This window comes from Sphingobium sp. ZW T5_29, assembly GCF_044987515.1.
Classification (GTDB): Bacteria; Pseudomonadota; Alphaproteobacteria; order Sphingomonadales; family Sphingomonadaceae; genus Sphingobium.
On the sequence record NZ_JBJDRM010000001.1, the window covers coordinates 66880 to 86171 of the forward strand.

The window sequence follows — 19292 nt, forward strand, 5'->3', positions numbered from 1 at the left end:
CGATTGCCTGACAGCAAAAAATGCTTCGGGGGACGGAACCAACAAAGGCCCGATTTGTTTCACCGCCGTTCGGTTTTTTCATTGATGCCCAAAAATTTCGTTGCGCGCTTCGCTCCACGATTGATTGACGTCATCCGGGAAAGCCGCGAAGAACGGGCTGGACAACATTATTGTTTCAGAGGGGCGTGATTTTGGTTGCTTCAACGACGGAACGGGATGTGAAGGGAGGGGACGAAAAAGATGTCGGCGCCAACACCCCCACATCGGGCGTGAAAGCCGGTCGCGCGTCCCGTAAAGAATCATCTTCGGCAAAAGAAGGCAATCAGGTCTCTTCCGCTCTGCGCACCGTCTATCAGCGCGCTGTCGATGAAGATATTCCCGCCGAAATGCTCGATCTTTTGCGCAAGCTGGATTAGTCGGCAGCATTGGCAGCCGTCTGGGCACGGAGATGCAAAGGGGGATATTTTGCGTTTCGGACCAGGACAGTCCTATCCACCAAGATCCCACAAGGTTGATGTCGTTGTCCACGCGCCTGCCGCCAGCATGGGTGTCATCGCGATATGTCGAACAGCCCTGACGATCACATGATCGCGAGTGGCCCTTTTCGGCGAATCTGTTGCTGATGCGCCCCGTGAACAGCATCATTCAGTCCACCGGCGTCAAGATGTTCCTCATCCTGACGCTCGCCCTGCTGCCGCTGGGCCTTTTGGCGTTGATCGCATCGTTGCAGGCCATCCGCACCGCCGACCTTGAGAAGGAAGCGTTGCTGCGCGTGGCTGTGACCCAAAGCGCGCGCAAGCTGACGACGGACCTAGCGTCGGACCGAACGGCGATGATGCTGACGGCGAACGCGCTTGCAAGCGGAGATGCCGACACCCGCATGTGTCGCAGGCTGGCAATATTTCTGACGTCGCATGATCGTGAAGGCGCACGCTATTATATCTACGATCGCGACGGGCGCCGCCTGTGCGGATCATCCCGGCCGGAACCGCGCGGGCTGGCGGGGGAAAGCCGCTTCACAGCGCGCGCGGCGGAACTGCTGCCCCAGTCAGGTTTCTTGGTCACCCGCGCCCGAAGCAGCAATGGCGACATCGTGGCGCTGGCTTATTATTCCCGCACCTATCTGGAGGCCATCACCAATCCTGTGACGGGTTTGCAGAACCGGCAGCTAAGCCTGCAACAGGGGGAGCGCACCCTGATCGTCAGCCGGCCTTCCCATGATCTTGGCGGTCATAGCAGCAGCCTGTCGGCACGGCTGGATCCGCCCGATATCCTGTTGACCATGACACTGCGCGATCCGCCGGTGACGCTGGCCCGGATGCTGTCGCTGTTCCTACCACTGGTCATGTGGTTCGCCGCGGCCGCAATCGGCTGGTTTGTCGTCAATCGCCTGTTGATCCGGCCGCTGGTCATGCTGCGCCGAACGGTTGCGGCTTATCACCCCGGCGAAGTGCTGGAACCCATGCGACGCATCCGCACGCCCGCGCAGGAGATCGTGGCGCTGGGCGAAACATTCCGCGAGATCAGCGAAGATGTGGCCACCCATGAAGCCGAAATGGCCGAAGGGCTGGAAGCGCAGCGCAAGCTGACCCGTGAAGTGCATCACCGCGTCAAGAACAACCTTCAGATCATCGCCAGCCTGATCAGCCTGCATGCGCGTTCGGCGCATGACCCGGAAGCGGTCGAAGCCTATGCATCGATACAAAGGCGGGTCGACGCCCTGTCAGTCGTCCACCGGAACCATTATGCCGAACTGGAGGAAAATCGGGGCGTAGGCGTTCGATCCCTGATCAGCGAGCTGTCCGCCAGCCTGCGCGGCACTGCCCCGGCAGAGGCGCGTCGTTTCGCTATTCAAATCGACAGCGACAATTTGCACATCAGTCAGGATGTGGCCGTGCCCATCGCCTTCCTGCTGACCGAGCTGGTGGAGTTGGCCATGGCGTCCGATCCCCACGCCGGCATGCGGATTTCCGCGCACCTGGACAGCGAGGCCCCCAACCGGGCCATCTTGCATGTCAGTTCACCGGCGTTGCGCGGCTCCGACGACATGACCGCGCGGATCGACGAGCGCTATGGTCGGGTGATGACCGGACTGTCGCGGCAGCTTCGATCGCCGCTGGAACATGACGCCGAAATTGGCGACTATGCTATCGCGATCACGGTGCTGCCCGACGGTCAGGCGCGCTGATAATCCCTGCGAAAATCCGCGGCGAATGATGCGAACCGGCCTTGGGCGATGCTGTCGCGGATGGCCTGCATCAAATCCTGGTAAAAATGGATATTATGCTGTGTCATCAACATGGCGCCCAGCATTTCCCCTGCCTTCACCAGATGATGCAGATAGGCCCGGCCCCAGGTCGCACAAACAGGGCAGCCACAGCGCGGGTCGAGCGGCGACATGTCTTCGGCGAAGCGCGCGTTACGGATGTTGAGCGGCCCCGCCCAGGTGAAGGCCTGACCGTTGCGACCGCTGCGCGTGGGCAGAACGCAATCGAACATGTCGATCCCCCGCTCCACCGCGCCGACGATGTCGTCCGGCTTGCCCACGCCCATCAGGTAGCGCGGCTTGTCCACGGGCAGCATGCCGGGCGCATAGTCCAGGCAGCCGAACATCGCCTCCTGCCCCTCACCCACGGCAAGGCCGCCAACGGCATAGCCGTCAAAGCCGATCTCAATCAGTTCCTGCGCGGATGCACGGCGCAGATCCTCGTTCAAGGATCCCTGCTGGATGCCGAACAGCGCCGCTCGCTCCGCATGGTCGCCGCCCTGGTCGAACCCGTCGCGCGACCGCCTGGCCCAGCGCATCGACCGTTCCATGCTCTTCCCGGCTTCGTCGTGCGTGCAGCCATTCTTGGTGCATTCGTCGAACGCCATCACGATGTCGCTGTCCAGCAGTCGCTGGATTTCCATCGACCGTTCGGGCGTCAACATGTGGCGAGAACCGTCGATATGGCTTGCAAAGGCGACGCCTTCCTCACTCATCTTCGTGAGGGCGGACAGGCTCATCACCTGGTAGCCGCCGCTGTCGGTCAGGATCGGTCGGTCCCATCCCATAAAGCCGTGCAGCCCGCCCAGCCGTGCAACACGCTCAGCGCCGGGCCGGAGCATCAGATGATAGGTGTTGCCCAGGATGATGTCCGCGCCGGTCGCGCGCACCTCCGCAGGCCGCATCGCCTTTACGGTGGCGGCGGTGCCGACAGGCATGAAGGCAGGGGTTCGGATTTCGCCCCTGCGCATCTGGATCGATCCGGTGCGGGCCTTGCCGTCGGTGGCGGCGATGGTGAAGGAAAATCGGCTATGGGTCACCCGCCGCGCTCTAAAGCATCGAGCGGCAAAGTGGGACCCGGTTTTTCGCGAAAAATTGCCCGACGAACAACGCGGCGGCGTTCATGCGATTGCGACGGGCGGCGGGGCCTTCAGCCCTCCCGGCGGACTCCATCGAACGCCACGATCGCGTCGATGTCGAACCCTTCCACCCGGCGGTAATTGCCGATGAAGCACAGACAGTCGGCAGCAAGGCTCAGGCGCCATGATGCGCCTTCCTTGTCATGTAGCAGGAGCGTCACGATCTGGCGGTCGGTGCGATGCGGTTCCATGCATCGATGTTCTAATTAATAATGGTTAACAAAGCCCTGACACCTTGTTTTACAAATATGCTCAATCTCCGATTGTTGCATTAATGCAACGTTAACTATAGTTCCTGCGCATTTCCGGCGACTTAAGGGCAACAGTCAGCGATAAAAAGGGTTAACGATGGCTGGTTTGCCACAGTGATGGTTGCGCCGAAGGGTCAACACTGGTCTCTTTCGCATGGATCGAAATTTGGGGGCACAGATGATTGATTCCGCGCGATTTAGTCCTGCACAAAATGAAGTGGACGATATGTCCTCCGTGCAGGTGCCGGATGCGACCGACATTCACCAGTTTGCCGCTACGGAAATCAACCCGTCCGCGCGTGAAGCGGGTCAGTCGATGTTGTTCGATCTGGGGCAGATCGATGTCAGCTGGGATGAACCGCTCGACACATTGTGGGCGTTCATGACGCCTGCGACTCGGCCGAATTACAGCCTGCCCATGCTGCGCGACATCCGCCTGTGGCAGACGGAAGCCAAAAGGCTGTTTGATGAAGGCGCCCTGCCCGCCCGCTATATGGTGCTGGGTTCGCGCTTTCCGGGGGTGTTCAACCTTGGCGGTGACCTGGAACTGTTCGCTGGCTGCATCGAACGGGGCGACCTGGCCGGCCTGGTCAAATATGGTCATGCCTGCATCGACGTCGTGCATCGCGCATGGCGCAATGCTGACATGCCGCTGATTTCCATCGCACTGGCCCAAGGCGATGCATTGGGCGGCGGGTTTGAAGCGCTGCTGTGCTTTGACGTCGTGGTGGCCGAACGCAGCGCACGGTTTGGCTTGCCCGAAATGCTGTTCGGCCTGTTTCCCGGCATGGGCGCATATTCGATCCTGGCCCGCAAGCTGGGACGCCGCATGGCGGAACGCATGATCCTGTCAGGCAAGGTCTATACCGCCGAAGAAATGTACGACATGGGCGTCGTCACCATCCTGGCCGAAGATGGCGAGGGCGAGCAAGCGGTGCGCGACTATATTGTGGGCAACCGCCCCCATCACGCAGGGCATGTCGGCGTATTCGAGGCAGGCCGCCGGGTCGATCCTATCGAATATTCCGAACTAAAGGACATTGTCGAAAATTGGGCCGCGACTGCATTGAAGCTGGACCCCAAGGACCTGAGGATGATGCGGCGCCTGGCATCGGCGCAAACACGCCTGACCAAATAGCTGTCCATTCAGGCGCGGCGTTGGTCCTGCATCAGCGTGACCACGTTGCTCTTGTCCCGCGCCATTACCCGCATCATCTCCAGCAAGGACTCGGCGGGGACCGGTCGACTGAGGACAAAGCCCTGGACGTTGGTGAACCCCATGTCGCGGGCCGACTGAAGCTGTTCTTCCGTTTCTATCCCCTCGGCCACGGTTTCCACGTCCAGCGAATGCGCCAGATAGGCGACCGATTGCGCGATGGCGCGATCCCGCGACCCTTCCTTCACGCTGCGCATGAAGCTTTGATCCACTTTCAACGTGTCGAACGAATAGTCGCGCAAATAGCCCAGCGACGAATAGCCGGTGCCAAAATCGTCCAGCGCCAGCCTTAGCCCGATCCGCTGCAGTTCCAGAAGGATGAGGCTGGTGCGGCCACTATCTTCCAGGAAGATCGATTCGGTCACTTCCAGTTCCAGCCTGCGTGCCTTCAACCCCGATCGCATAAGCGCGGAAATGACGGCGCGCGGCAGCCCGTCGCTCTTGATAAGGGCTGGCGAGATATTGACGGCCACGCGAACATGATCGTCCCATTCCATCGCGTCCTGGCATGCCCGCTCCAACGCCCAGGCCGTAATGGGTTCGATCAGGGAACAGCTTTCAGCGATCGGAATGAATTCGGCGGGCGAAATGCGGCCCATCACCGGATGATCCCAGCGCATCAGCGCCTCGCAAATGGAGATCCGACCTGTCGCAGTGTCGAAAATCGGCTGATAATGCAGCAGCAACTCGCCATTGGCGAGAGCCGTACGCAGCCCGACTTCAAGGTCGTAGGTGCGGTTCTGCCGTTCCTTCATCTTCCAATCGAAGAAGGAATAGCGATTTCGTCCGGCATGCTTGGCCTTGTAGAGTGCCATGTCCGCATGTTGCAGCAGCTCTTCGCTGCCATGACCGTCCTGCGGCGCGACGGCGATGCCCATCGATGCGGTTATCGTGAGGTGATAGCCGCTGACGTCGAAATCATGGCTGAATTCGACCATGACGTCGTCGGCGATCTGTTCCGCGATTTCCTGGTTGGCGCCGGGGCAGATGAGGATGAATTCGTCGCCGCCAAAACGCGCGATATGCCCGCGCCTGTCGAGAGCGTGAGCCAGGCGATCCGCAACCGCGCAAAGCAACTGGTCGCCTATGATGTGGCCGAGCGAGTCGTTGATTTCCTTGAACCTGTCGAGATCCATCCAGAAGACCGACATCGGTTCCTGATCGGAAGCGCGATTATCGAACAGCTCCCGGAGCCGCATCTGCATGGCCATCCGGTTTTCGACGCCGGTCAGGCTGTCAAATCGCGCAAGCCGCTCAAATTTGGTGGCCAGCTGGGACTTTTCATATTTGCCCTGAAGCGCCTCAACGACGATGCGGTGAGTGGTCCGGGTGATTTCCGCCATGGCGAAGATCATCAGAAACAGCATCGCGGCGAGGACATAATAGCCCAGCCCCCCGGCAAGAACCAGGCCCAGCGAAGTCGGCAACAGGGCCAGGCAGGTCTGGCCGATCGCAATCTGTACACGGCCAGCGTTACGCCCGGCGATGCCGCCCGAATAGGCCGCGACCAGGCAAACGCTCAAAATATGCAGCGATGCGTCACCGGTCAGCAGTAGCGTCGCAAAGGCGAGTGTGCCGAGCAGCGCGGCGTAGCTCCATGCGCCCAATTCATAGGCCATGCCCCAGATCGGCCGCGTCGGCCCGTCCTGATGGGCAAGTTGGCGCTGGAAATAGACGGCTGATACCGACCGGCTGATCGCGACGATGGTGATGAGCCAGGCGATCAACGTGATCTCAGGCCGTTGCGCATGATATGCGACGACGAAGCTCAAGGCGCCGCCTGCCACCGCGCCGATCATCAGCGACGCGGGCGAAGCGTAAAGCGATTTGACGAGACTGTTCCGCACCTCAGCGCTCTGCTGGGAATCGGGTGCGAGGCGCACGCGCAATTTTGCGCTCAAGTGGCGGAAGAAGCGAAACACGTCCTGCCAGCTTTGGCGGAACATGATTTCCATTTGGTAAACTTTACCCGCCAGAGACATCCGCAATGGACGTTTCCGGCGATTGTTGATGGCGCGCAACAAGGCTTTTCAGGTGGCCTTCACAGCAAAAGGCCGACGGATCGCTCCGTCGGCCTTTCTCTTTTCGCATAAACGAAGGACTTAGAAGTCCATGCCGCCCATGCCACCCATGCCGCCGCCGGGCATGCCCATCGGCGCCTTGTCGTCGGCGGGCGTTTCGGCAATGCACGCTTCGGTGGTGATCAGCAGGCCAGCGACCGAGGCCGCGTCCTGCAGGGCAGCGCGAACAACCTTGGTGGGATCGATGACGCCAGCGGCGACAAGGTTCTCATAGGTGTCGGTCGCGGCGTTGAAGCCCTGGGTCTCATCATTTTCGCGCAGCAGGTTGCCAGCGACAACCGCACCGTCAACGCCCGCATTCTGGGCGATCTGGCGCAGCGGCGCTTCGATAGCCTTGCGGATGATGTCGATACCACGGGTCTGGTCGTCGTTCACGCCCTTCAGGCCGTCAAGAGCCTTGGTCGCGTACAGCAGAGCCGTGCCGCCACCGGGGACGATGCCTTCTTCAACGGCTGCGCGGGTTGCGTGCAGCGCGTCGTCGACGCGGTCCTTGCGTTCCTTGACTTCGACTTCCGAAGCACCGCCAACCTTGATCACGGCAACGCCGCCAGCCAGCTTGGCCAGACGTTCCTGCAGCTTTTCACGGTCATAGTCGGACGTGGTCGTTTCGATCTGAGCGCGGATCTGCTCGGTACGGCCCTTGATCGCTTCGCCTTCACCTGCGCCATCGACGATGGTGGTGTTGTCCTTGTCGATGGTGACGCGCTTGGCGGTGCCAAGCATGCCGAGGGTCACGTTTTCAAGCTTGATGCCGAGGTCTTCGGAAATCACTTCGCCCTTGGTCAGGACGGCGATGTCTTCCAGCATGGCCTTGCGGCGGTCGCCGAAGCCAGGCGCCTTGACCGCAGCAACCTTCAGGCCACCGCGCAGCTTGTTGACGACCAGGGTCGCCAGCGCTTCGCCTTCGATGTCTTCCGCGATGATCAGCAGGGGACGACCCGACTGAACGACGGCTTCGAGGATCGGCAGGATCGACTGAAGGTTCGACAGCTTCTTTTCGTGGATCAGGATGTAGGGATCAGCCAGTTCGACTGCCATCTTTTCCGGGTTGGTCACGAAATAGGGCGACAGGTAGCCGCGGTCGAACTGCATGCCTTCAACGACGTCCAGCTCAAATTCGAGACCCTTGGCTTCTTCGACGGTGATCACGCCTTCCTTGCCGACGCGCTCCATCGCTTCAGCGATCTTTTCGCCCACGACGGTGTCGCCATTGGCCGAAATGATGCCGACCTGGGCGATTTCCTTGGTGCCGGCAACCGGCTTGGAACGGCCCTTGAGGTCTTCGACAACCTTGGTCACGGCGAGGTCGATGCCGCGCTTCAGGTCCATCGGGTTCATGCCGGCGGCAACCGACTTCATGCCTTCGCGAACGATCGCCTGGGCAAGAACGGTGGCGGTGGTGGTGCCGTCACCGGCGATGTCGTTGGTCTTCGAAGCAACTTCGCGGACCATCTGCGCGCCCATATTTTCGAACTTGTCCTTAAGTTCGATTTCCTTGGCGACGCTGACGCCGTCCTTGGTGATGCGGGGAGCGCCGAAGCTCTTGTCGATGACGACGTTGCGGCCCTTGGGACCCAGGGTCACCTTGACCGCGTCGGCCAGGATGTCGACGCCGCGCAGAATGCGCTCACGAGCGTCACGCGAAAACTTTACGTCCTTCGCTGCCATGATCTTTTACCTCTCTTTGAGAATTGCAAATCTTGCGAAGTTCACACCGTTCTTGATGGCGGAAAATCGCGGAAAATTGGAATGAAGGTTCGGTTCGCAGCTTTACGCGACGACGCCGAGGATGTCCGATTCCTTCATGATCAGCAGGTCTTCACCGTCGACCTTGACTTCGGTGCCCGACCATTTGCCGAACAGGATGCGGTCGCCAGCCTTGACGTCCAGCGGCGTAACCTTGCCATCTTCAGCCTTGGAGCCGGTGCCGACGGAGACGACTTCGCCTTCCTGCGGCTTTTCCTTGGCGGTGTCGGGGATAATGATGCCACCGGCGGTCTTTTCTTCGGCCTCTACGCGGCGAACAAGAACGCGGTCGTGTAACGGACGAAATGCCATGTTGATTGCCTTTCCCTCTTTACGTTGTCGGGGCGATTCGGACATGAGCGGGCGGCGGAAATTATCCAGGCCGCAACCGCTGCAACGATCCTTCTCCCAACGGAACCTGATCCTGCTAGCACTCTTTATTGAAGAGTGCCAGCGCCGCCTCATATGGAATAACCAAAGTCCGTATCAAGGGCGGTCGGCGAATTTTTTTAGTCGCCCTCCCCCGTTTTGCCGACCAGCAAATGCGCGTCGCCCAAATGCTTGCGCGGTTGTTTCCCGTCGTTAACCGTTCGTGGTCCGCATGATATCTTTGTTGTCCAAGGGGTCGGCACCAGCCGATCCGCCGTTGCTCCTGCTAGGATGGTCGTCACGAAAGCAGCAAAAGGAGCGAAGGATGCGTTTTTCCACCATATTGGTTGCGGTCGATATCAATGACCCTGTCCACGGCAGGGCGGCCATCGCGCGCGCCGCCAGCGTGGCAGGGAACGAGGCCAAAATCTGCATTCTTTACGTCCGCTATTATCTTCCTTCCCGATATTCCGAGCTGTTGGTGGGGGATTTCGACCAGGACGAACAGAATGAGGCTTTTGCCATGCTGAAACAGTGGGCGACCGAGGCAGGCCTGCCCGAAAGCCAAGTGGAGATAATGACCCGCCGCGGACCCGTGCGCGATGAAGTGCTGACCATCGCGGAACGGACGAAGGCGGACCTGATCGTGATCGGATCGCACCAGCCCAGCATTTCGTCACGCCTGCTGGGGTCCAACGCCTCGGCGATCGTGCATCATTCGCCGGTCAGCGTTCTGGTGGTCCGGGCGTTGGACAGCCATTAACTACAGGACGATAGGGTGCGGCGCGGGTTGCGATAGGTCGGGCCGCACCCTAATTGCTGGATCAACGACGACCCCAGCGGAGATGTCCCGACCATGACCGACAGCTACACCCTTCCCCGTGTCTGGACGTGGGACAAGGATAATGGCGGCGCCTTTGCCAGCATCAACCGCCCCGTTGCGGGCGCGACCCACGACCGGGAACTGCCGGTGGGCAGGCATCCCCTTCAGCTCTATTCGATGGGCACGCCCAACGGGCAGAAGGTGACCATCATGCTGGAGGAACTGCTGGCGGCGGGCCATCAGGGCGCCGAATATGACGCCTGGATGGTTCGCATCGGCGATGGCGAGCAGTTTGGCAGCGGATTTGTTTCGGCCAATCCGAACAGCAAGATTCCGGCCCTGATGGATCACAGCATTTCCCCGCCCCAGCGGGTGTTCGAATCGGGGTCGATCCTGATCTATCTGGCGGAGAAATTCGGCGCGTTCCTGCCGAGCGATCCGGCAATGCGGACGGAAACGTTAAGCTGGCTGTTCTGGCAGATGGGTAGCGCGCCTATGCTGGGCGGCGGGTTCGGGCATTTTTTCGCTTATGCGCCGGAAAAATTCGAATATCCGATCAACCGATATGCCATGGAAGTGAAGCGGCAGATGGACGTGCTCGACCGGCGGCTGGAGAGCAATGAATATATTGCGGGCGACAGCTATACGATTGCCGATATCGCCATCTGGCCCTGGTATGGCGGCGTGGCGCTGGGCCGCGCCTATGAAGGGGCGGACGTGTTTCTGGACGTGGGCAGCTATCGCAATCTGCAACGCTGGGCCAGGCAGATCGACGCCCGCCCGGCGGTGAAGCGGGGCCGCATAGTCAACCGTGCGTCGGGGCCGCTGACAGAGCAATTGCATGAGCGCCACGACGCCAGCGATTTCGACCTGAGGACGCAGGACAAGGTGGAAAGCGCGGGGTAAGCGGGCGGGGTTCGCCCCCTAGCCAGCGGCCTTCACGATGTCGGCCCAGGCGGCTTCGTCGATGACTTCGATGTTGAGGGCGGCGGCCTGTTTCAGCTTCGATCCGGCGCCGGGACCTGCGACCACAAGGTCGGTCTTTGCGCTGACGGACCCAGCGGCTTTCGCGCCCAGCCTTTCGGCCTGCGCCTTGGCTTCGTCGCGGCTCATGGTTTCCAGCTTGCCGGTGAACACGACGGTTTTTCCCGTCACGGCGCTGGCGGTGGTTTCCACGACATAGGGGGGGGGCGACACTTCCGACAGCAAGTCGTCCCATGCGTCGCGGTTATGCGGTTCATGGAAGAAGTCCGCCAGGGCATGGCCGACCGCCGACCCGACATTGTCCACGCCGATCGCCTCTGCAATGGCCTTGTCCAGCCGATTGGCGCGCTTGCCATCATCCTCCCCCTCCAGGACAGGGAAGCCGTCGCGCAGGGCGATGATCTGTTCCGCCAGCGCGCGGACGGCCGGTAGCGTTTCATAGCGTTTCAACAGGTCACGCGCGGTCACCGCGCCGACGTGGCGGATGCCCAGGCCGAACAGGAGCCGCGCGGCATCGGGCGCGCGCTTCGCTTCGATGGCGGCGAGCAGATTGTCGACCGACTTTTCCTTCCAGCCTTCGCGGCCCAGCAATTCGCCGCGATGCGCCTTTAGCCGGAAGATGTCCGCCGGTTCGGTGATCCAGCCAAGGTCGAGAAATTCCTGGATCGTCTTTTCGCCCAGCCCTTCGATGTCCAGGGCGCCCCGGCTGACGAAATGGCGCAACCGTTCGAACCGCTGCGCCCCGCAGATCAGGCCGCCGGTGCAGCGGACGTCGACTTCGCCTTCTTCGCGGACGGCTTCCGATCCGCAGACGGGGCAATGATCGGGGAAGGCGAAGGGCGGGCGCGGGTCGTCGCGGGTGAGATTGTCGACCACTTGCGGGATGACGTCGCCCGCCCGCTGGACGACGATACGGTCGCCGGGACGGACGCCTAGCCGGGCGATTTCATCGGCATTGTGCAGCGTCACGTTGGAAACGACGACGCCGCCGACCGTGACCGGCGTCAGGCGACCGACCGGGGTCAGCTTGCCCGTGCGTCCGACCTGAATGTCGATGGATTCCAGCGTGGTCTGGGCGCGTTCTGCCGGGAATTTATGGGCGATGGCCCAGCGTGGCGCTTTTGCGACGAAGCCCAGCCGTTGCTGCCAGTCGAGCCGGTCGACCTTGTAGACCACGCCGTCAATGTCGAAGGGCAGGTCGGCGCGGGCGGCTTCGATGCCGCGATAATGGGTGATGAGTGCGGCCAGCGTATCGACGCGGGTCAGGCGATCCGACACTGGCAAGCCCCAGCCCGCAATCGCGTGCATGACGCCCAGTTGCGTGTCGGCGGGCAAGGCGCTGACTTCGCCCCAGCCATGCGCCAGAAAACGCAGCGGGCGGCTGGCGGTCACGCCGGGGTCTTTTTGCCGCAATGATCCAGCGGCGGCGTTGCGCGGATTGGCGAACTGGCGCGCCTTGGCCGGGTCGTCTGCTTGCGCCAACAGCCGGTCGTTGAGGGCAACGAAATCGCCCTTGGCCATATAGACCTCTCCCCGCACCTCGAACAGGTCAGGGATTTGGGGACCGGTCAACCGTTGCGGAATGTCGTCGATGGTGCGGACATTGGCGGTCACATCCTCCCCCGTCATGCCGTCGCCGCGCGTCGCCGCCAGCCGCAATTCGCCATGTTCGTACCGCAGGGAGCAGGACAGGCCGTCAATCTTCGGTTCGGCGGTCAGCGCCACCGCCGCATCTTCGGGCAAGGCCAGGAAACGCCGCACCCGCGCGACGAATTCGGCAATGTCATCGTCGGAAAAGCCGTTATCCAGGCTCATCATGCGCACGGCATGGGGAACTTTGCCAAGGCCCGATGTGGGAGCGGCGCCGACCTGGACATTGGGCGAATCCGCGCGGATGAGTTGCGGAAAAGCAGCCTCCAGGGCGTTATTTTCACGGATCAGCGCGTCATATTCCGCGTCCGTGACCTCTGGCTGGTCCTGATCATGATAGAGCCGGTTATGCCGCGCTATCTCTTTGGCGAGGCGCATCAGGCGGTTGGCGGCTTGGGCTTCGGTCATTTGCGCAGGGTCGGTCATGGCCTTTCCATAGACTTGACCGCCGGGTGGGCGAAAGAGATTCGCTTCACACTTCCAGCAAACGTTCCGCCTGCGCGCGCGCTTCGAACGTGATTTCCGCGCCGGACAGCATGCGGGCGATTTCTTCGCGCCGTTCGCCATCGCCCAGCGAATGGACGCTGGTCCGGGTCACGGTGCCCCCATTCTCACTCGCGTTCGACTTGGCGATCAGCATGTGACCCGCGCCGCGCGCCGCGACCTGTGGGCTGTGGGTCACGACCAATATCTGGTTGCTTTGCGCCAGCCGCGCCAGTCGGTCGCCGATCGCCGACGCAACAGCGCCGCCCACGCCGCGGTCGATTTCGTCGAAGATCAACGTGTCCGCCCCGCCCTGCTCCGCCAGCGCGACCTTCAGCGCGAGGATGAAGCGCGACAGTTCGCCGCCGCTGGCGATCTTTACCAGGGGGGCGAAGGGCGCGCCGGGGTTGGTTGAGATTTCGAACTCCACACGGTCGAGGCCGTGGGCGGTCCATTGGCCTTCATCCAGCGGCGCGACGACGGTGCGGAAGCGGGCGGCGTCCAGCTTGAGCGGGGCCAATTCAGCCGCCACCGCTGCGTCGAGGCGGATCGCGGCGTCCCGGCGCATGGCCGACAGGGCCTGGGCCGCCTGGACGTAGGCAGCCGCGCTTTGCGCGACCTGTGCCTCCAGCGCGGCAAGATGTTCCTCCCCGCCCTCAATGGCCGCCAGCTTCGCCGCCATCTCGTCCCGCAAGGTCGCCAGTTCGTCAGGCTGCACCTGATGCTTTCGCGCCAGCCCGCGCAGGTCGAACAGGCGGGTTTCGATGTCGTCGAGCCGCGCCGGGTCGAAGCTCAACGCCTCTGCCGCTCCGGCCAGCCGATCCTCCGCCTCGCCCGCTTCGATCACTGCGCGGTCAAGCGCGGCGAGCACATCGGCCAGCGGATCATATTCATGAACGATCCGGTCCAGACGGCGGGCCGCCTGCCGCAACTGGGCAAGGCCGCCGTCCGATCCGGTCAGGCAATCGGTGACGGCGGACAGGTCGTCGGCCAGCCGTGCGCCCTTTTGCATGGTGGCGCGCTCGTCGGCCAATGCGGCTTCCTCGCCCGGTTCGGGGGCGAAGCGGGACAGTTCATCGACGGCGTGGGTGAGGTAATCGCGGTCCCGCGCGGCGACATCCACCGCTTCCCGGCTTTTCTCCAGCCTGTCGGCTGCGGCCCGCCAGGCAGCATGGGCGACCGCCACCGCGCCCGTGTCGCAGCGGCCATAACTATCGAGCAGGCTGCGATGTCCGCGCGGATTGAGCAGCCCCCGGTCGTCGTGCTGGCCATGGATTTCGACCAGCGCACCACCCACTTCGCGCAGAAGGGCAGCCGAGCAGGCCTGATCATTGATAAAGGCGCGACTGCCGCCGTCCGCCTTTACCAGACGGCGGATGATGAGCGGTTCGCCCGGTTCCACGTCGATGCCATTGTCCGCCAGCAAATTGACGGCGCGATGGCCCGAAACCGGGACTTCGAAGGTGGCGGACACGCTCGCCTGCGCTTCTCCGTTGCGCACAAGGCCGCTGTCGGCCCGCGCGCCCAGCGCCAGCCCCAGCGAATCAAGCAGGATCGATTTGCCCGCGCCGGTTTCGCCGGTCAGCACGCCCAGACCCGCACCGAATTCCAGGTCCAGCGCTTCGATCAGCACCACATTGCGGATGGAGAGTTGTGTCAGCATGACGACCCCATCAGGTCGTCACCCCAGCGAACGCTGGGGTCTCGTGCGGGAATGCTGTGCGTTATCGCCTGAGATCCCAGCTTCCGCTGGGATGACGGGACAAGCCCATCACGCCTTCGCGCCATGTTCCCGCATGAGCTTGTAGGACCGCTCATACCATTCGGAGCCGGGGTAATTGCGACCCAGTACCGCCGCCGCCTTCTGCGCTTCTTCCACGATGCCGAGCGACAGATAGCTTTCGACCAGACGTTCCAGCGCTTCGGGCGTGTGGGTGGTCGTTTGATATTTGTCGATGACCGTGCGGAAACGCAGGGTCGCCGCGAGCCATTGGCCACGCCGCTGATAGAAACGGCCCACTTCCATTTCCTTGCCCGCAAGATGGTCGTTGACCAGATCGAGCTTCAACCGCGCGTCCGCCGCATAGCCGGTGTCGGGATAGCGACGGATCAGTTCGCCCAGCGCGTCGAGCGACTGCTGCGTGATTTTCTGGTCACGGGTAACATCGGCAATCTGCTCATAATAGCACAGCGCGATGAGATAGTAGGCGTAGGGCGCGTCCTTGTTACCCGTGTGGATCGACAGGAAACGCTGCGAAGCGCCGATCGCTTCGTTGAAATCGCGGTTCATATAATAGCTGAACGCCGACATCAGCTGCGCGCGGCGCGCCCAGGGCGAATAGGGATGCTGGCGTTCCACCTCGTCAAACAGGGCGGCGGCGAGCTTGTACTGGCCGCGGTCCAGCCGGTACTTGCCTGCATTATAAAGTGTCGACACGTCGCGCGCGACATATTCGGTGTCGGCCTTGTTCTTTGATGTCGCACAGCCCGAAAGCGCGAGGGCGGCAAGCAGAACCGGAGCGGTGGCCGCGCCGATGCGCGTCATGGTTTTCGTCAGCATGGCCGGGTCATAGCGGAGCGAATGGCGCTCGCCAAGCGGCAGAATGGTCGGCAGGCACAGCCAAGCGTCACAATGCTCCCGCAGGCAGGTCGAGCCGGGCGACAACACCGCCCTGCGGCCCATGATCCAGTGCGAAACAGCCCTTTAACTGGGCAGCCAGGGCGGTCGCGATTTTAAGACCGATGGAAGGACCGCTGCCCAGTTCGAAGCCCGGCGCGAGACCGGCGCCGTCATCGGCGATTCTGAGCGACAATGCGCCGCTGCTATCCTGTAGCGTTACGGCGATGGACCCGCCCCGATCCGGCAGGCCATGTTCGATGGCGTTGCTGACCGATTCCGCGACGATGATGGCGAGCGGGACGGCCACATTGGATTGCAGCGTCAGACCCGGCGGTGCTTCCACAGTCACTTGGATGTCTTCGCGACCGCTGGCAGTCACCACGTCGGCGGTCAGCCGGGTGAGGAAGGCGCGGATGTCCTGACCTTCCTCCGCCGGATCGTAGAGCGTGCGGCTGATCCTGCCGATCAGGGCCAGACGCCCGGCGGCGTCATCCAGCGCTTCGCGCGCCTGCGCATGGTCGACATGATTCTTTCGCAGCGTCAGCATCGCCGCAACGACTTGCAGATTGTTGGACACGCGATGCTGTAGTTCATGGAACAGCAGTTCCCGATTTTCCGCCAGCGCCCGGCTGCGTTCGCGCTCTATCGCCAGATTGACGTTCGCCCGCTGCAGGTAATGAATCAGCGCGATGTCCACGGCAGCGACCAGCCCATAGAAGCAAAGCGCCAGGAACACGGCGGGATTGATGGCAAATTCCATCCGGGGCGGAATGAAAACATACCAGGAAATGACGCCGCACAGAAATGTAGCGAAAATGCCGGGACGGACGCCGAAGAGGAAGGACGACAATATGACGACGGGAAAGAAAGCCACGAACGGGTAGCCAACGGGCAGGAAATCTTCCGCAAGCAGACGGCAGCCCAACGCGATCAGGCAGAAAAGCGCGGTAAGCAGATAGGCATAGGCCGGATGGGGAAGAACAAGCGGCAGACGCTCGACGAACCGTTCATTGGCACGCTGCATTAATTTCCCCTCAAAACAGGCGGCACAATATCAGAATTTTGCGCGCCGCCAATTGATGGAAATCAGGAAAAACGGACCATCGACATGAAAAAGGGGGCGCCCATCGCCGGACGCCCCCCTTTTTTCGCTGTCACTGCAGAAGCAGAACCGATCAGTCCTGCGTCAGGAAGTCCGGCAGGCCGGCGTTGGAGCCGTCGTCACCGCCCTTGCCTTCTTCACGCGGGCCACGGTCACGGCGCGGGCCGCGATCGCCGCCACGGTCACCACCGCGACCGCCACGATCACCACCGTCACGGCGGGGACCACGGCCACGGTCGCCACGGTCGCCGCGATCACCACGGGGTTCGCGCGGTTCGCGGGCAGGACGCGTGTCCTCCAGCTCTTCGCCGGTTTCCTGGTCAACGACGCGCATCGACAGGCGAACCTTGCCACGCGGGTCGATCTCCAGGACCTTGACCTTCACTTCCTGACCTTCCGACACAACGTCGGTCGGCTTTTCGACGCGCTCATTCTTCATTTCGGACACGTGGACGAGACCGTCCTTGCCACCCATGAAGTTCACGAACGCACCGAAGTCGACGATGTTGACGACCTTGCCGTTGTAGATCTTGCCGACTTCCGCTTCCTCGACGATGCCCAGGATCCACTTCTTCGCGGCCTCGATCTGGTCGATGTCGGACGAGCTGATCTTGATAATGCCTTCGTCGTCGATGTCGACCTTGGCGCCGGTTTCCGCGACGATTTCGCGAATGACCTTGCCGCCGGTGCCGATGACGTCACGGATCTTCGACTTGTCGATCTGGATCGTTTCGATGCGCGGGGCGTGCGCCGACAGCTCGGTGCGGGTCGAGGACAGCGCCTTGCTCATTTCACCCAGGATGTGGGCGCGGCCTTCCTTCGCCTGACGCAGAGCGACTTCGAAGATTTCCTGCGTGATGCCGGCAACCTTGATGTCCATCTGCATGGTGGTGATGCCGTTTTCCGTACCCGCCACCTTGAAGTCCATGTCGCCGAGATGATCTTCGTCGCCCAGGATATCGCTCAATACAGCGAATTCCTTGCCTTCCAGGATCAGGCCCATGGCGATGCCCGACACCGGACGCTTCAGCGGAACGCCCGCGTCCATCATCGACAGCGAACCGCCGCAGACCGTCGCCATCGACGACGAACCGTTGGACTCGGTGATGTCGGACAGGACGCGGATGGTGTAGGGGAAATCTTCCTTGCTGGGCAGCACGGGGTGCAGCGCACGCCATGCCAGCTTGCCATGGCCGACTTCGCGACGACCCGGCGCGCCGAAGCGGCCGACTTCACCGACCGAATAGGGCGGGAAGTTATAATGCAGCATGAAGTTTTCATAATAGACGCCGTTCAGGCCGTCGATCATCTGCTCGGCGTCCTTGGTGCCCAGCGTGGTGGTGCAGATCGCCTGCGTTTCACCGCGGGTGAACAGCGCCGAACCATGGGTGCGCGGCAGGAAGCCGACCATCGCTTCGATCGGGCGGATCTGCGTGGTGGTACGACCGTCGATGCGCTTGCCATCCTTGATGATGGCGCCGCGGACGATTTCCGATTCCAGCTTCTTGGTCAGCTTGATGCCGGCCATGACAGTCTGGGCGTCGAGCCCTTCCTCAGCGAAGAAGGCCTTCGCCTTGGAGCGGGCTTCGTTGATCGCATTCGAACGCGCAGACTTGTCCGTCAGCTTGTAGGCAGCGGTGATGTCCTTGCCGATCAGCTTCTTCAGCTTCTTCTTGAGGTCATCCAGGTCTTCGCCCTTGGCAACGTCCCAAGGATCCTTCGCGGCCTTTTCAGCGAGCTGGATGATGGCGTCGACGATCTTTTTCGACGCTTCATGCGCAAACAGCACGGCGCCCAGCATGATGTCTTCCGACAGTTCCTTGGCTTCGGATTCGACCATCATCACGGCGTCGCGGGTGGCGGCGACGGTCAGGTCCAGTTCGCCTTCCTTCACCTGGTCCATCGACGGGTTCAGCTGATATTCGCCATCCTTGTAACCGACGCGGGCAGCGCCGATCGGACCCATGAAGGGCACGCCCGACAGGGTCAGCGCAGCCGAAGCGGCGATCATCGCGACGATATCGGGTTCGCTCTCGCCATCGAACGACAGAACCTGAGCGATGACGTTGATTTCGTTGTAGAAACCTTCGGGGAAGAGCGGGCGGATCGGACGATCGATCAGGCGGCTGGTCAGCGTTTCCTTTTCGGTCGCGCCACGCTCACGCTTGAAGAAGCCACCGGGAATACGGCCAGCTGCGGAATATTTTTCCTGATAATGGACGGTCAGCGGGAAGAAATCCTGTCCTTCCTTCACCGACTTGGCGGCGGTCACGGCGCACAGCACCACGGTTTCGCCATAGGTCGCCAGCACGGCGGCGTCTGCCTGACGCGCGATACGGCCGGTTTCGAGCGTGAGGGTCTTGCCGCCCAGCTCGATTGATACCTTCTTTACATCGAACATAATATTTTCCTTCGCCCACCTGGCCCTATTGCCGGGCGGGGCCTGTCTGCGCGCTAACCGGCGCGCGGCGGTTTTGGGGCATCTTTTGGCCCCTTTCGAAAGATCAGCGCCGAATTGCGCGACCTTCCCTCTTAGGTGCTCCTGCGAAGGCAGGAGCCCAG

The 19292-nt window shown here is 61.9% G+C and carries 15 protein-coding genes; 5 read left to right on the forward strand and 10 right to left on the reverse strand.

The features are described 5' to 3' along the window. Window positions 1-185 precede the first annotated feature (185 nt). A complete protein-coding gene (locus ACI3KQ_RS00325; RefSeq protein ID WP_404953661.1) occupies window positions 186-416 on the forward strand; it encodes a NepR family anti-sigma factor in 231 nt (76 codons plus the stop codon). 206 nt (window positions 417-622) lie between these two features. Then, window positions 623-2188, forward strand: a complete 1566-nt coding sequence (locus tag ACI3KQ_RS00330) for a sensor histidine kinase (protein WP_404954054.1) — start codon at window positions 623-625, stop codon at window positions 2186-2188. Here ACI3KQ_RS00330 and tgt read toward each other — a convergent pair. Continuing rightward, window positions 2176-3306, reverse strand: coding sequence for a tRNA guanosine(34) transglycosylase Tgt (gene tgt / locus ACI3KQ_RS00335; protein ID WP_404953663.1), 1131 nt, complete (start codon window positions 3304-3306; stop codon window positions 2176-2178). The two genes, ACI3KQ_RS00330 and tgt, sit on opposite strands and share 13 nt — an antisense overlap. 110 nt (window positions 3307-3416) lie before the next feature. Continuing rightward, window positions 3417-3596: a hypothetical protein gene (locus ACI3KQ_RS00340; protein ID WP_404953665.1), complete on the reverse strand. Its 180-nt coding sequence runs from the start codon at window positions 3594-3596 to the stop codon at window positions 3417-3419. A 286-nt stretch (window positions 3597-3882) separates the two neighbouring features. Here ACI3KQ_RS00340 and ACI3KQ_RS00345 point away from each other — a divergent pair, with 286 nt between their 5' ends. After that, window positions 3883-4794 carry a crotonase/enoyl-CoA hydratase family protein gene (locus ACI3KQ_RS00345; RefSeq protein WP_404954056.1) on the forward strand — a complete coding sequence of 304 codons (912 nt, stop codon included), beginning with the start codon at window positions 3883-3885 and terminating at the stop codon, window positions 4792-4794. Between the two features lie 8 nt (window positions 4795-4802). On the opposite strand, the gene ACI3KQ_RS00350 is transcribed toward ACI3KQ_RS00345, so the two are convergent. The 3 genes from ACI3KQ_RS00350 to groES form a co-directional block, all read right to left on the reverse strand. Continuing rightward, entirely contained in the window at window positions 4803-6818 is a 2016-nt protein-coding gene (locus tag ACI3KQ_RS00350; RefSeq protein WP_404954058.1) for a putative bifunctional diguanylate cyclase/phosphodiesterase, read from the reverse strand. A 156-nt stretch (window positions 6819-6974) separates the two neighbouring features. Continuing rightward, the gene (gene groL, locus ACI3KQ_RS00355; protein WP_404953667.1) at window positions 6975-8621 is read right to left on the reverse strand and encodes a chaperonin GroEL; all 1647 of its coding nucleotides are present in this window, start codon (window positions 8619-8621) and stop codon (window positions 6975-6977) included. 102 nt (window positions 8622-8723) lie between these two features. Further along, entirely contained in the window at window positions 8724-9011 is a 288-nt protein-coding gene (gene groES / locus ACI3KQ_RS00360) for a co-chaperone GroES (RefSeq protein WP_167302842.1), read from the reverse strand. 382 nt (window positions 9012-9393) lie between these two features. Between groES and ACI3KQ_RS00365 the strand changes: the two genes are divergently transcribed. Continuing rightward, window positions 9394-9831 carry a universal stress protein gene (locus ACI3KQ_RS00365; RefSeq protein ID WP_404953669.1) on the forward strand — a complete coding sequence of 146 codons (438 nt, stop codon included), beginning with the start codon at window positions 9394-9396 and terminating at the stop codon, window positions 9829-9831. 93 nt (window positions 9832-9924) lie between these two features. Next, window positions 9925-10797 (forward strand): glutathione-dependent disulfide-bond oxidoreductase, encoded by an 873-nt coding sequence (yghU, locus tag ACI3KQ_RS00370; protein ID WP_404953671.1) that lies wholly within the window; start codon window positions 9925-9927, stop codon window positions 10795-10797. A gap of 18 nt (window positions 10798-10815) precedes the next feature. Here yghU and ligA read toward each other — a convergent pair whose 3' ends face one another. The 5 genes from ligA to pnp form a co-directional block, all read right to left on the reverse strand. Continuing rightward, window positions 10816-12951 (reverse strand): NAD-dependent DNA ligase LigA, encoded by a 2136-nt coding sequence (gene ligA, locus ACI3KQ_RS00375; RefSeq protein ID WP_404953673.1) that lies wholly within the window; start codon window positions 12949-12951, stop codon window positions 10816-10818. 46 nt (window positions 12952-12997) lie between these two features. Then, window positions 12998-14671 (reverse strand): DNA repair protein RecN, encoded by a 1674-nt coding sequence (recN, locus tag ACI3KQ_RS00380; RefSeq protein ID WP_404953675.1) that lies wholly within the window; start codon window positions 14669-14671, stop codon window positions 12998-13000. Between the two features lie 108 nt (window positions 14672-14779). Next, a complete protein-coding gene (locus ACI3KQ_RS00385) occupies window positions 14780-15568 on the reverse strand; it encodes an outer membrane protein assembly factor BamD (RefSeq protein ID WP_404954060.1) in 789 nt (262 codons plus the stop codon). A 67-nt stretch (window positions 15569-15635) separates the two neighbouring features. Beyond that, on the reverse strand, window positions 15636-16652 hold the full coding sequence (locus ACI3KQ_RS00390) for a sensor histidine kinase (RefSeq protein ID WP_404953676.1): 1017 nt from the start codon (window positions 16650-16652) through the stop codon (window positions 15636-15638). A 151-nt stretch (window positions 16653-16803) separates the two neighbouring features. Beyond that, window positions 16804-19131: a polyribonucleotide nucleotidyltransferase gene (gene pnp / locus ACI3KQ_RS00395; protein ID WP_404953678.1), complete on the reverse strand. Its 2328-nt coding sequence runs from the start codon at window positions 19129-19131 to the stop codon at window positions 16804-16806. Window positions 19132-19292 lie beyond the last annotated feature (161 nt).